The organism is Proteus sp. LHD240705 (genome assembly GCF_047921555.1).
Taxonomy (GTDB): domain Bacteria; phylum Pseudomonadota; class Gammaproteobacteria; order Enterobacterales; family Enterobacteriaceae; genus Proteus.
In genome coordinates this window covers 186,276-200,276 of the sequence record NZ_JBLRMI010000002.1, presented here as the reverse complement: position 1 = coordinate 200,276, position 14,001 = coordinate 186,276, and the positions used below count along the sequence as shown (strand labels likewise).

11 protein-coding genes are annotated in these 14,001 nt (G+C 39.7%); 4 read left to right on the top strand and 7 right to left on the bottom strand.

The window, feature by feature from the left end; all coding sequences use genetic code 11:
* Positions 1-88 precede the first annotated feature (88 nt).
* From thrC to thrA, 3 genes are read right to left on the bottom strand one after another with little or no spacing between them, the layout of a single operon-like run.
* The gene (gene thrC / locus ACNART_RS04340) at positions 89-1,381 is read right to left on the bottom strand and encodes a threonine synthase (RefSeq protein WP_198632072.1); all 1,293 of its coding nucleotides are present in this window, start codon (positions 1,379-1,381) and stop codon (positions 89-91) included.
* A 3-nt stretch (positions 1,382-1,384) separates the two neighbouring features.
* Positions 1,385-2,335 (bottom strand): homoserine kinase, encoded by a 951-nt coding sequence (gene thrB, locus ACNART_RS04335; protein ID WP_368927417.1) that lies wholly within the window; start codon positions 2,333-2,335, stop codon positions 1,385-1,387.
* On the bottom strand, positions 2,317-4,776 hold the full coding sequence (gene thrA / locus ACNART_RS04330; RefSeq protein ID WP_368927419.1) for a bifunctional aspartate kinase/homoserine dehydrogenase I: 2,460 nt from the start codon (positions 4,774-4,776) through the stop codon (positions 2,317-2,319). Before thrA ends, thrB begins: the two co-directional genes overlap by 19 nt.
* 806 nt (positions 4,777-5,582) lie before the next feature.
* Here thrA and arcA point away from each other — a divergent pair.
* The gene (arcA, locus tag ACNART_RS04325) at positions 5,583-6,299 is read left to right on the top strand and encodes a two-component system response regulator ArcA (protein WP_006535263.1); all 717 of its coding nucleotides are present in this window, start codon (positions 5,583-5,585) and stop codon (positions 6,297-6,299) included.
* 211 nt (positions 6,300-6,510) lie between these two features.
* Here arcA and creA read toward each other — a convergent pair whose 3' ends face one another.
* The gene (creA, locus tag ACNART_RS04320) at positions 6,511-6,969 is read right to left on the bottom strand and encodes a protein CreA (RefSeq protein WP_198619446.1); all 459 of its coding nucleotides are present in this window, start codon (positions 6,967-6,969) and stop codon (positions 6,511-6,513) included.
* Positions 6,970-7,196: 227 nt separating this feature from the next.
* Between creA and robA the strand changes: the two genes are divergently transcribed.
* On the top strand, positions 7,197-8,105 hold the full coding sequence (gene robA / locus ACNART_RS04315) for an MDR efflux pump AcrAB transcriptional activator RobA (protein WP_198619302.1): 909 nt from the start codon (positions 7,197-7,199) through the stop codon (positions 8,103-8,105).
* A 43-nt stretch (positions 8,106-8,148) separates the two neighbouring features.
* Here the strand turns inward: robA and gpmB are convergent, their stop codons facing one another.
* Entirely contained in the window at positions 8,149-8,796 is a 648-nt protein-coding gene (gene gpmB, locus ACNART_RS04310; protein WP_109371869.1) for a 2,3-diphosphoglycerate-dependent phosphoglycerate mutase GpmB, read from the bottom strand.
* 51 nt (positions 8,797-8,847) lie between these two features.
* Between gpmB and yjjX the strand changes: the two genes are divergently transcribed.
* Positions 8,848-9,384 (top strand): inosine/xanthosine triphosphatase, encoded by a 537-nt coding sequence (gene yjjX, locus ACNART_RS04305; RefSeq protein WP_023580954.1) that lies wholly within the window; start codon positions 8,848-8,850, stop codon positions 9,382-9,384.
* Positions 9,385-9,522: 138 nt separating this feature from the next.
* Here the strand turns inward: yjjX and trpR are convergent, their stop codons facing one another.
* Positions 9,523-9,834 carry a trp operon repressor gene (trpR, locus tag ACNART_RS04300; protein WP_036911763.1) on the bottom strand — a complete coding sequence of 104 codons (312 nt, stop codon included), beginning with the start codon at positions 9,832-9,834 and terminating at the stop codon, positions 9,523-9,525.
* A 100-nt stretch (positions 9,835-9,934) separates the two neighbouring features.
* The gene (gene sltY, locus ACNART_RS04295; protein WP_368927421.1) at positions 9,935-11,854 is read right to left on the bottom strand and encodes a murein transglycosylase; all 1,920 of its coding nucleotides are present in this window, start codon (positions 11,852-11,854) and stop codon (positions 9,935-9,937) included.
* Positions 11,855-12,196: 342 nt separating this feature from the next.
* Here sltY and ettA point away from each other — a divergent pair, with 342 nt between their 5' ends.
* On the top strand, positions 12,197-13,864 hold the full coding sequence (gene ettA, locus ACNART_RS04290) for an energy-dependent translational throttle protein EttA (protein ID WP_109371873.1): 1,668 nt from the start codon (positions 12,197-12,199) through the stop codon (positions 13,862-13,864).
* The last annotated feature ends 137 nt before the right edge of the window (positions 13,865-14,001 follow it).

Below are 14,001 nucleotides of genomic sequence, written 5' to 3'. Positions count from 1 at the left end.
CATAAAAAAAGCCCAACATTATGTTGGGCTTTTTTCAGGATAAATAATTAATTAAATTAGAAATTAATTATTTCAAAATTATTAATTTTTATTTAGGCGCACGTTCTAATAAAAAATCACGTAACTGCGCAAAATCAGCAGGTAAGAAGTGCGAAAGTAATTCTTTATCTGCACGCTCGGCTAGCTCTTTAGGTAATGGCAACTCCCCCCCTAAAATACGCTCTACACTCTCCTTAAATTTCGCGGGATGGGCTGTCCCCAAGAACAGACCATATTCGCCCTCTTTCAGCTCATCACGCAGTAAACGATAAGCAACCGCGGCATGAGGCTCTGAAATATAGCCTTTCTTCGCGAGTTCACGCACCGTTTCTTCTGTTGTTTCATCACTCACTGAACCATGAGCAAGATCAGAAAGATCCCAACCTTTACGACGATACAATTCTTCAATACGTGGCCAGTTATTAGGTTGGCTAACATCCATCGCATTAGAAAGCGTCGCCACAGTGCGATGAGGTTCCCATTTACCATTATCTAAATAGCGAGGAACGGTATCATTTACGTTTGTTGCCGCAATAAAGCGTTTTACAGGTAATCCCAGAGATTTAGCGAGTAAACCCGCCGTTAGATCACCAAAGTTACCACTTGGTACTGAAATCACTAGCTGCTCATGTTTTTCCGCAGGGATTTGAGCAACGGCCTCAAAATAATAACAAATTTGAGCAAGCAAACGACTGATATTAATGGAGTTCGCTGAGTTCAAATACATTGTTTTCTTTAAGAACTCATCATCAAAAGCCTGTTTCACTAATGACTGGCAAGCATCAAAATCATCTTTAATTGCAACAGTGTGAATGTTTTCACCTAATGTACAGAACAGTTTTTCCTGTAACGGGCTAATTTTGCCTTCAGGATAAAGAATAACAACTTGTACATTTTCTAATTTGTAGAAAGCATGAGCTACAGCAGCGCCTGTATCACCTGATGTTGCTGTTAAAATAGTAACAGGTTGGTTGCCAGCAACTTCTGACAACATTTGCGCCATAAAACGACCACCAAAGTCTTTAAATGCCAGTGTCGGGCCGTGGAAAAGCTCTAAACAACTTACATCATCTTCAACTTGGGTTACCGGTGCAGGAAATGCAAATGCGGTGCTAATACGTTTTTCTAATACATCAGCAGGAATTTCATCACCAATAAAGGCTGTTAAAATACGGCTACTACGTGTTGCAAAATCAAGTGCTAATAATTCATCAATTTCAGCTTTAGAAAACGAAGGTAAGTCTTGTGGAAAAAAGAGCCCTTGTTGTTTACCCAAACCTTGTTTTACTGCTTGAGCAAAACTGACTTGCTCTTGATTATCTTTCAAATTATATAATTTCATGACTTATCCTATCTGTCTTGCGCCACGCGTATCTATACGGCAGATATGTACAAAGCCTTCACTGTTTTGTACATAGTTTTGTTTCAGCCATTCGGCCATCTCTTGTGCGATTTCTAATGAATCACTAATCGTAAAAATGGTAGGGCCTGAGCCGGAAATACCACAAGCTAATGCACCTTTCTTCTGCGAAGCCTCTCTGGCTTTTTCAAACCCCGGAAGAAGTTGGGTACGATAAGGCTCTGCAATCACATCTTGCATCAAATTAGCGGCTAGTCCTGATTGCTGAGTATGGCAAGCATGAATAAAACCCGATAAATAACGACCGTGGTTAATGATGTCTGCTTTAGAGTATTGTTTTGGTAAAATCGCTCTAGCTTCTGCCGTAGAAACTTTAATTCCCGGATATGCCATAACCCAATACCAATCATCAAATGTTGGTACAGACTGACAAATAGTGCCATTTTGTTCCAAAATAAGTTGTAACCCACCTAAATAACAAGGTGCAACATTATCATAGTGCACACTACCTGAAATACGACCTTCAAGCTCCCCCATCATCAGCAGCAATTGTCTCTCACCAAAAGGCTTTTGGGCAAATTCATTAAGTGCAACCAATGCCGCAACAACAGAACAAGCACTTGATCCTAAACCAGAACCAATTGGCATATTTTTCTCAAGCGTCATTGCAACAGAAAGTTCTTTGCCTAATTTTTCACAAAATAACTGCCAACATTGATACACAATGTTTTGCTTAGGATCTGAAGGTAATTTGCTAACAAAGTGCCCTTTACTTTCAAGTGTAAATGCCGAAGCCGCGTCAACGGTGACACAATCACCCAATAATTGCCCATCAATAGGTGAAACTGCCGCGCCAAGGACATCAAATCCGACACTCACGTTGCCGATTGATGCCGGTGCATAAACTTTAACCACGCTTAAACTCCCAATTTCCATGATAAGGTACGTAATACATCTGCAAACACCCCAGCAGCAGTAACATCATTACCAGCACCATATCCACGTAATACCAATGGAATAGGTTGATAGTAGCGAGTGTAAAAGGCTAAAGCATTTTCACCATTTTTCACTTTAAACAGAGGATCATTTGCATCAACTGCCATTATCTTAACTTGGCATTTTCCTTCATTGATGATGCCAACATAACGTAATACCTTACCTGCTTTTTGTGCTTCTTCGACTTTTGCATCAAATTCAACATCAACTTGAGGTAAACGGTTTAAGAAGCTGGCTACATCACCTGAGCTATCAAATGAAACAGGCAGCACAGGCTCTACATCGATATCACTAAGTTCTAATTTATAACCCGCTTCACGCGCTAAAATAAGCAGTTTACGCGCAACATCCATACCAGAAAGATCATCACGAGGATCAGGCTCTGTAAAACCTTTATCTTTTGCTGAAAGAGTCGCTTCAGATAAGCTTTTACCTTCATCTAGTTGACCAAAAATGTATGACAAGGAGCCTGAAAGAATACCATTAAATTGAACTAACTCATCGCCCGCATTGAGCAAGTTTTGTAAGTTTTCAATAACCGGTAAACCTGCGCCAACGTTAGTGTCATACAAGAACTTACGGCGTGAAGCTTCCGCTGCTTGTCGAATTTGGTAGTAATAGTCCATCGACAGCGTATTCGCTTTTTTGTTTGGTGTAACCACGTTAAAGCCATTTTGTAAGAAATTTGCGTATTGTCGCGCAATTTCTTCGTTTGATGTGCAATCAACGATCACTGGATTTAAGAAGTGGTACTCTTTTTCTAAACGAATAAGCTGACTAAAGCTAAAAGGCTCTTTGGCTTCGTTAAGTTCTTGTTGCCAATTATCTAAATCAATACCTTGCATATCTGTCAGCATGGCTCTTGAGTTAGCAATACCACATACACGAAGATCGATATGCTTATTTTTCAACCATGCTTGCTGGCGATGGATTTGTTCAATTAATGCGTTGCCAACACCACCAACACCGACAATAAAGACTTCAACAATTTGATTAGTGTTGAAAAGCATTTGATGGCATAAACGCACCGCGTTAGTTGCAGAATCATTCGCAATAACGGCAGAAATAGAGCGCTCTGAAGAGCCTTGAGCAATCGCAACGATATTGATATTGCCACGGGTTAAAGCAGAGAAGAAACGCGCTGAGATCCCTTTTAAAGTACGCATACCATCACCTACAACGGAGATGATAGCGACGTTTTCCATGATATCTAATGGATCAAGTACACCGTCTTTTAATTCTAAATAAAATTCATCTGATAAGGCTTTTTGCGCTCTAATAAGTTCTTTTTGCGGTACACAAAAGCTGATGCTGTATTCAGAAGAAGATTGTGTAATCAGAACAACAGAAATACCTGCTCTTGACATAACAGAGAACACTCGAGCGGCCATCCCCACCATACCTTTCATACCAGGGCCTGATACGTTGATCATCGCCATATTATTAAGGTTGGTGATCCCTTTAACTGGTGTACTATCATCTTTTTGACCATCACCAATTAATGTACCTGGCGCATCTGGGTTGCCTGTGTTTTTTATTAAACAAGGAATTTGGAATTGGGCGATTGGAGCAATAGTGCGAGGATGAAGTACTTTAGCGCCGAAGTAAGAGAGTTCCATCGCTTCTTGATAAGACATGCCTTTTAACAGACGTGCATCAGGAACTAAACGAGGATCACAAGTATAAACACCGTCAACATCAGTCCAAATTTCACAACACTCTGCACGTAAGCAAGCGGCTAACACAGCAGCAGAGTAGTCTGAACCATTACGACCTAATACCACGAGTTCATTCTTTTCATTACCCGCAGTAAAACCTGCCATTAAAATCATATCGTCTTTTGCGATATTGAGTTCTAAGATGCGGCGAGTAGACTCAGGAATATCAACTGTTGATTCTAAATAATGACCTTGTGCGAGTAAATTTTTGACCGGATCGATCACAGTGACATTATAGCCACGAGCCTGCAAAACGGATCCCATTATAGCGATAGAGAGCTTTTCACCACGACAAATCATCGCTGCATTGATGCTATCAGGACATTGGCCTAATAAAGAGATCCCATGAAGAATATGTTTGATCTCTGCAAATTCACGCTCAACTTTATCTTTTAAGCGCTCATAGTCAAAACCAGGTTGTTTTTCTCTTAAACCTTGTAATAAGTTGGCAAAAATTTGCTCGGCTTCTCGTACTTGAGTGAGAGGATCTTCGCCTTCTGCCGTTTTTTCAATCATTGCAACCAAGTAGTTAGTTATCTTGGCTGGTGCTGATAATACAAGAGCGACTTGTCCTTGCTCTCTTTTTTTCTCAGCGATATCAGCAACATTCAGCACACGCTCTGCGTTGGCAACTGAAGTTCCCCCAAATTTTAACACTCGCATACAGCTCTCCTGATTTTTCACCCAAAAAAAAACCCGCATTTCTCAATGCGGGCTTTTTCGATTTTCGTTTTTTATATGCGACAGCCCGCCCCGCAATATAAGATTCCGGTGGTGGTGGTAATAATTGTCATTTTAGCTGGGCTGTAAATACGCATAACTATCCTGTCTGTCTCAAATTTAGTTTGACTATATACTGGTTAAAGCAAAGCGAGAGAGATGTCAAATTTTTTCTTTTTTTGCACCCAAAAATAAACTCAACTTAAATAAAATTTATTCGATCCTTACTCCTATTGTAGTATAGATATTGCTATCACAAAGGGATAAACAAAGAAAATAAAGCTACTATTTTAGAGTTATTTGGGGATTTGTACTTTTATAAGGAATAAGGTATTTTATGCTACTTTAAATTGTGTAACAAAACTGGAAAAAAAATAAACCCCCACTATATTTAACATATATTTTTCTTTTACATTACATAAATCAAATTATATAGTTAACTATTGAAATCAAGGTTAAGCTGTTATCTTGATTTTGATATGTGTCAACAAAAGTTAGCTTTTTAGATGGTATTTAATACAACTGGTGTTATATTGCTGTTAATAGACTATGGGCGTTTTGCATTCTGATTTTAGCGTTCATTGTCGATTAAAATTGCAAGTTTTGTAATAACGTGATGGTTATTTATCGAATTTCAATCTGGGTCTAGTTTTTACGTGCTAATAACAAAAATGAATAACCACACAAGCGCACACAGAAGTTAAACACAGATTTCCTTTTTCTATTTTTGGTAATTTTAGGTAGCAAATATGCAAACCCCGCACATTCTGATTGTTGAAGACGAAGTTGTTACTCGTAATACCCTGAAAAGCATATTCGAAGCTGAAGGGTATATCGTACACGAAGCCACTGATGGCAACGAAATGCACAATGTTCTATCTGATCATGATATTAATCTGGTCATTATGGACATTAACCTTCCTGGTAAAAACGGGCTGTTACTTGCTCGTGAATTACGTGAACAGGCAAGTGTTGCATTAATGTTCCTGACCGGTCGTGATAATGAAGTTGATAAAATCTTAGGCCTAGAAATTGGTGCCGATGATTACATTACTAAACCATTTAACCCTCGTGAATTAACGATTCGTGCACGTAACTTACTGTCACGTACCATGAATTTAGTTAATGGCACAGAAGAACGCCGTTTAGTGGAAAGCTATAAATTCAATGGTTGGGAGCTTGATATTAACAGTCGCTCACTAATCAGCCCTGCTGGTGAACAATATAAATTACCACGCAGTGAATTTCGTGCGATGCTACATTTCTGCGAGAATCCAGGAAAAATCCAAACTCGTGCAGAATTACTGAAGAAAATGACAGGCCGTGAACTGAAACCTCATGATCGTACGGTTGACGTAACTATCCGTCGTATTCGTAAGCATTTTGAGTCAACACCAGATACACCAGAAATCATTGCAACAATTCATGGTGAAGGTTATCGCTTCTGTGGTGATTTAGACGAGTGATTTTGATTCTATCTCAAACACTTTCTTAACAAAAACCCCCGAATTACCATTCGGGGGTTTCTTTTATCTAAAGAAGGATTAATAAAATCACAAATAGTGAAAATTGATCTCAGCAACTATTTTGATAAAAAATATAACTTCTTTTTTAAAAAAATTTTAAACCTTATTCGTATTAATTTTATTAACCATTAATTTCTCTAGTAAATAAAAATCACTCTTTCCACGGCATAATAGGTACTGCACTAATCGCATTTTTTGGCGAACCATCAATGACTTTATCTGAGTAAGTCAGATAAACTAAAGCATGGCGCTGTTTATCGTAAAAACGTACAACTTGAAGCTTTTTAAATACTAATGATGTTCTTTTCTGGAAAACAACATCACCATTATTTTTCCCTTTAATAACCTTTTCGCTTAGTTCAATAGGCCCTACTTGCTGGCAAGAGATAGCCGCATCAGCAGTATCTTCAGCAAGACCTAAACTCCCTGAAATGCCCCCAGTTTTTGCTCGGCTTAAATAACATGTGACATTTTTAACTTCAGGATCATCAAATGCTTCAATCACAATTTTATGGTTAGCGCCAAAAAACTTAAATACCGTATCCACGTAGCCAATTTCTTCTGCTTTTGCCATCAAAGAAAAAGGGAGTAATATAGATATTGCTAGCATCTTTTTGAAATTTAACATATTTACCTAGTTCCATTGAAAAGATGAGAAAATAGTTTTGTCTAGAATAAAACAATCTATTACTAACTGATAGAAGAATTTGTGTACATTAGTCGATGAAAAAGACTATATTTTACGATTGTCTAACAATATAACTTGTTATAGATGTTCAGGCTCTTTACCATCTACTTCTACTGCAATAAACAAACGAATATGACTAAGGGAGATGTATGGATCAAACCAACATCATACGTGATTTGCTCGCTTGGCTTGATAATAACCTAGACAAGCCATTATCCCTCGATAATGTCGCAACCAAAGCGGGTTACTCCAAGTGGCATCTACAACGCATGTTTAAAGAAGTTACAGGACAAGCGATTGGTTCTTATATTCGTTCAAGGCGTCTATCTCGTGCAGCCGTTGCATTACGTTTAACGAGCCGCCCTATTTTAGACATTGCTTTGCAATATCGTTTTGATTCTCAACAGACTTTTACCCGCGCTTTTAAAAAGCAATTTGATAGAACACCCGCACTTTATCGTCGTACTGATGAATGGTGTGCGGTAGGAATTTGTCCACCAATTACCTTAGATCCTCAAAATTTACCTAAATGGGAATTTGTAACGCTATCTGAGAAGAAATTAATTGGTATTGAGCAAACTTGTAGCCACACCCTTGAGCAATGGGCTGAAGCCTGCTCTAACATGCGCCAAACCTTCTGGCGTTACTACATGAGCAAGATAAGCGCTGTCCCTCATCAAGTTTATGGGCTTCACCACGCACAACATAGCGATGAGCATGAAGACGAACAACGTGTGCTTTACACAACTGCCGTTGAGCCAGATTATGCAACGTTTATCGATGATGATGCAGCAAATGAAGTCTCTCTTGCTGGCGGTGATTACATTCGCTTTGATTTTGAAGGTGAGGCAAAACGTGGTGCAATGCAGGAATTTTTATTCCTAATTTATGGTGTCTGCTTACCTAATATGGGATTAACGCGCCGTAAAGGCTATGACGTTGAAAAATACTATCTTAAAAATGTGAGTTACAGCAATGAGATGGTGACTGAGCCACAAGATCATATCGAACGTTTTGAATATTACATTCCAATTAAACGCGAAGATGTAACCGCATAAGAAAAAGCTCTCTTTGTAATATGAGAAAGAGAGCTTTTATTTTTTAGCGCTGAACTTCATCTAATGCAGTATCAGTAAGATGACTCACATCACCCGCTGTTTCAATCACCCAACCATTAGCAAGCCAAGGGCTATTTTGATAATCAACGCGTGAAATTGAGCAATTACGCAGTCTTAAACGGCGTTCTGCATATGCAGGTAATCCTAATACAGTACTCAGTAAGCACCCTAAAGCAATACCATGACTGACTAAGAGTGGGCGGCTATTTGCGGGTAAATCAAGACATTGATTTAGCGCAGCCTGCATACGACTTGCTAATTCTGCCATTGATTCTCCTTGGGGAATTCGTCCATCAGGTGTACCATCAATCAAACTCTTGCGCCAAGCCTCTTCTTGTGTCTTTAATGTTGCGATCTCTCGCTGTTCAAGAACGCCCATATTGAGTTCACGTAAACGTGGGTCAGTTATCACTTCACAGCCACAAGCTTGTGCAATGATTTCTGCCGTTTGACGAGTACGGCCAAGATCGCTTGAGATAATGTGGGTAATGCCTGCTGATTTTACTTTTTCAGCAACTTGCTGTGCTTGACGCACACCATTCGCTGTTAGTGGGCTATCAGATTGCCCTTGAATACGTCTCGCCACGTTCCATTCAGTTTCACCGTGGCGAACAAGATAGACCTGTAACATACATTTTTTCCGTTATACTGCTCTAATTTTTCAAAGGATGATTAATTCATTATGTATCATGTCATTGCAGCCACTACGAATCCAGCAAAAATCAACGCGATAAAACTCGCCTTTGAGCAAGTATTCGGTAAAGATACCTTTGATATTGAAGATATTAATGTCGATAGTCGTGTTCCACAGCAACCTATCGGAAATACAGAAACGAGAACTGGCGCACGTCAACGTGTGATGGCGGCTCGTCAAGTTCGCCCTGAAGCTGATTTTTGGGTTGGCGTCGAAGCCGGTATAGAAGATGATATGACCTTTGCTTGGATTGTTGTCGAACATGGTCAAATTCGTGGAGAATCACGCTCAGCAAGCCTTATGCTACCAGAACAGATCTTAAAAGGGATCCGTGAAGGTCGTGAGCTTGGCGATGAAATGGCTTTCTTAACAAAAATTGACAACATTAAACAGCGTGGCGGTGCGATTGGTTATTTTACTGATGGCCTACTCAGTCGTACTTCTGTGTATCAACAAGCATTAGTGCTGGCATTAGTACCAGTCACTCATGATATCTATAAAGAACTCAATCAAAAAGAAGATTAATAATTAATCTAATGCGTTTTTTTAGATAACCCAGCTTCTAGATAAGTTTGCTGTTAGATAAAAAAGAAACAAAAAAAGCCATTTAATCAAATAATTAAATGGCTTTTTATTATTCTAGTCTAGAGAGTAACAACGCGACTATTTTTTCGTCATTAGCTCTTTTTCAAGCCATAATTTCACATCATGTGGCGCTGTTTTTAAACTATTAGAGCCTCTAGTGATGGTGGCAATGCCAACGCCTAACTCTTCTTTTAACTCACGCTGACTTAAATCCCCTCGCATTAACTCTTGCACAATGCGAACTCGAGTTGCCAAAGCACTACGTTCATCAGGTGTCATTAAAAGTTGTAAAATAGGAAATTGCACATCTTGCTCAAAAGCATGTTGTAATAACTCTACAAATCTTAGCCAGTGCTCATTCTCTTCAGGTGATAATGCAGGATCTTGCATCGTGGGAACCTCTTTTTGCCACACTCATTAACTAGTACAAACTATATCATACTTTGCTAATGTACAAAGAGGCTCCAACAATAAATCCTTTTTTTATCCTTTAATATCGGCTATTCCACTCATTTTCAGTCAGTACTGGCTGCTGTTCACCCGCAAAATAGCTATAGAAAACAGCAAAAGAGAGTACGTTTTTCACATAACCACGAGTTTCAGCAAAAGGAATACTTTCAACAAAAGCAATTGCATCTAATTGACCATTTGCATCAGATAACCAACGATCAACACGCGCAGGCCCCGCATTGTACGCAGCACTTGCTAAAATACGGTTTTGGTTAAAACGCTGATAGACAGAATCAAGATAAGCGGTACCAATCTCAATATTCTTCACAGGATTTGTCAATTGCGCACTACTTGTATATCCCGTAATCCCCGCTTGTTTTACCGTAAACTCTGCTGTTTTTGGCATAACCTGCATTAAACCTGTTGCACCCGCTGAAGAACGGGCTTGAGGATTCCACGCACTTTCTTGGCGAGCAATCGCCATCGCATAATTGCGGTCGATCGATTTATCTTTCGTATATTGCTCAAACTCATTTTTCCAAGCAAGAGGGAAGCGTTCTTCTAGATGATCCCACATTTTCCCTGTGATCGTGGCTTGCACCGCTAAATCAGCCCATTTTTGCTCATACGCATAACGCGCTAATTCAGACTGTATTTGCGCTGGCTGTGAAGCAACATAGTTTGCCCACTCTGATCGCGCTAAGTTATCCATCTGCCAATACATCAATTCACGAACACGCTGTATTTCTGGCTGATTAGGGATGTTTGATGAAACACTTGGGGCTTTATCTATCACCATCACATAAGGCTTACCTAATTTGGCAGCTGCAACCATTGGGTAAAAACCACGATTTTGTGTTAGCGCTTCTAAAATAGCTTGTGCTTCACTGTTTTTACCTTGTGATTGCAACACCATTGCTCGCCAATAACGCCACTCTTCCTTATTTTTACTTTCCGGAGAGAGCCTTTCTAACCACAATGCCAATTCAGCAGGTTGGTTTTGGCTTAATGCTAGGCGTACACGGCGCTCACGCAATGTATCTGATGCTGTATCTTGAATAATGCTATCACGCCATTTTACCTGCTCTGGTGTCGCATAAGGCATATATTGCCACGCCACAGTATCACGCATTAACTGGCGCTCACTGGCTGTCATTTTTTGTGCATGCGCGATATTGTCCAGTTGTGCTCTTGCTGCATCTGCGTCTTTTCTTGCCCAACGTGAAAATGCAGATTGTATGATTGAACGTGTGAAATCTGTCGGTGAAAGAGTGGTTGCATAGCGTCCAACTAAATTGGGATAGTCTTGTAATTCAACCAAGGCATCACTAATGGTTTGATAATTTTCAGGGAGACGTCGAGCCAAGTAAGCAGCAAGCGCCGTATTACCATTTTTAACCGCTAAATTAATGCGTTCTAACACCAACTCGGGTGTTAATTGATTAGCTTTTTGCCATTCATCAAAAAGTGAATCACAACTTGATGGCATTGATGTGCCATTAAGCCATGCTTCTTTAGCCCCTACCCATGCCGTTTGAATATCACCTGTTGCCCATTTTGCATAATAATAATTACATCTTGCAGCTTTAGGATTTGGTGGATTGGGGCTAAAAGTCAGTAAGTTCTGCCACTCTTGGCGTTTAGCCAATTCATTCACAAACAGTGAAGGAAGTGCTTTTGCTGGTGGCAATGTGGGATATTTAGCAACAAATTCAGTAACCACTGCTGGCGCAATAACATCAAGATTATCCGTAATTTGACGGTATTCCAGATAAGGATAAAGTGGATAGTTTTGTAATGTAGGTAGTAGTTTTTCTACTTCATCTGTTTTTTTCAGATCCCATGCTGACTTAATTTCTTGATAACGGGCACGTTGTTCACTTAATGAATCTGCTTGCACCCATGTAGAAAAACACAATGCCCCAATTGCCAATGCTAACGACCACTTTTGCTTCACCACGTTATTTCTCCCACCTCAAATAGAACCACCAAAGAGTGAATACATTAGCTAATATGATAATCATTAACAATGTAAGTTCCCCTCTTTAAGAGAAATTTTCTTTACTTTCAGAGGAAGTACGAAAGGTGGATAAAAACCTCTCTTTTGACTAAGGTTTTCTTTTATAAATCGGGTATACTGGCGACTTTCATCATTTTCGGGTCTTTGGCAAAATACTGGCATTGACTTTGCTATTGTTCATTTTGGTACCATAAACACGCGGCTTAATCACAAAAAATTTGTTTTTAGCGCAAAAAGTGGCACCTCAGATAAAATCTCTTTTATAATCAAAGGGTAATTATAGTGGCTCAATACGTTTATAGTATGTTGCGTGTCGGGAAAATTGTCCCACCTAAGCGACATATCCTTAAAAACATTTCACTCAGCTTCTTCCCGGGCGCGAAAATTGGTGTGCTTGGTCTTAATGGTGCTGGTAAATCAACATTACTACGCATCATGGCAGGTATTGATACTGATATCGAAGGTGAAGCACGTCCACAACCAGGTATTAAAATTGGTTACTTACCACAAGAACCAAAATTAAACCCAGAACATACAGTACGTGAAGCCGTTGAAGAAGCCGTCAGCGAACTGAAAAACGCATTAAACCGCCTTGATGAAGTTTATGCGGCTTATGCCGATCCTGATGCTGATTTCGATAAATTAGCAAAAGAACAAGGTCAGTTAGAAGCGATTATTCAATCTCATGATGGCCATAACCTTGAAAATCAATTAGAGCGTGCAGCAGAAGCGCTACGTTTACCTGAATGGGACGCAAAAATTGAGAAACTTTCAGGGGGTGAACGTCGCCGTGTTGCTATCTGTCGTCTCCTGTTAGAAAAACCAGATATGCTGTTATTAGATGAACCAACTAACCACTTGGATGCGGAATCTGTGGCTTGGTTAGAGCGCTTCTTACATGATTATGAAGGTACTGTTGTGGCGATCACCCACGACCGTTACTTCCTTGATAACGTAGCGGGTTGGATCTTAGAACTTGACCGTGGTGAAGGTATTCCATGGGAAGGTAACTACTCTTCATGGTTAGAGCAGAAAGACGCGCGCCTTGAGCAAGAAGCGGCAACTGAAGCGGCTCGTCATAAATCTATTCAGAAAGAACTTGAGTGGATCCGCCAAAATCCTAAAGGTCGCCAAGCAAAAGGCAAGGCACGTCTTGCTCGCTTTGAAGAACTTAACAGCGTTGATTATCAAAAACGTAATGAGACCAGTGAACTCTTTATTCCACCTGGACCACGTTTAGGGGATAAAGTGTTAGAAATTAATAATCTAACAAAATCTTATGGTGATCGCGTTCTGATTGATAATTTAAGCTTCTCTATTCCTAAAGGGGCGATTGTCGGTATTATCGGCCCTAACGGTGCAGGTAAATCAACACTATTTCGTATGATCTCGGGTCAAGAACAACCAGACTCAGGTACACTCACTTTAGGTGATACTGTTAAACTGGCGTCTGTTGATCAGTTCCGCGACAGCATGGACGACAGTAAAACTGTTTGGGAAGAAGTTTCAGGTGGCCAAGACATTATGCGTATTGGCAACTTTGAGATCCCAAGCCGTGCCTATGTTGGTCGTTTTAACTTTAAAGGTATTGACCAAGGTAAACGTGTTGGCGAACTTTCTGGTGGTGAGCGTGGTCGTTTACACCTTGCGAAGCTGCTACAAGTTGGCGGTAACATGTTACTGCTCGATGAACCAACCAACGACCTCGACGTTGAAACTTTACGTGCGTTAGAAAACGCCCTGTTAGAGTTCCCTGGTTGTGCCATGGTTATCTCGCATGACCGCTGGTTCCTTGACCGTATTGCCACGCATATCATCGATTATCAAGATGAAGGTAAAGTGGAATTTTTCGAAGGTAACTTTACTGAATATGAAGAATACAAAAAACGTACATTAGGCAACGACGCTATTCAGCCTCGTCGCATGAAATACAAACGTATGACAAAATAGTTTTAATTATTTTCCTTACGACTAAAAATAAAAGCAGAGATTATTCTCTGCTTTTTTATATTTAATTAGTTTGAAATTTAATAAATATATTTAAAGTTTAAAATAGAAAAAATAAAGTCACATTAATCTAAAATAAT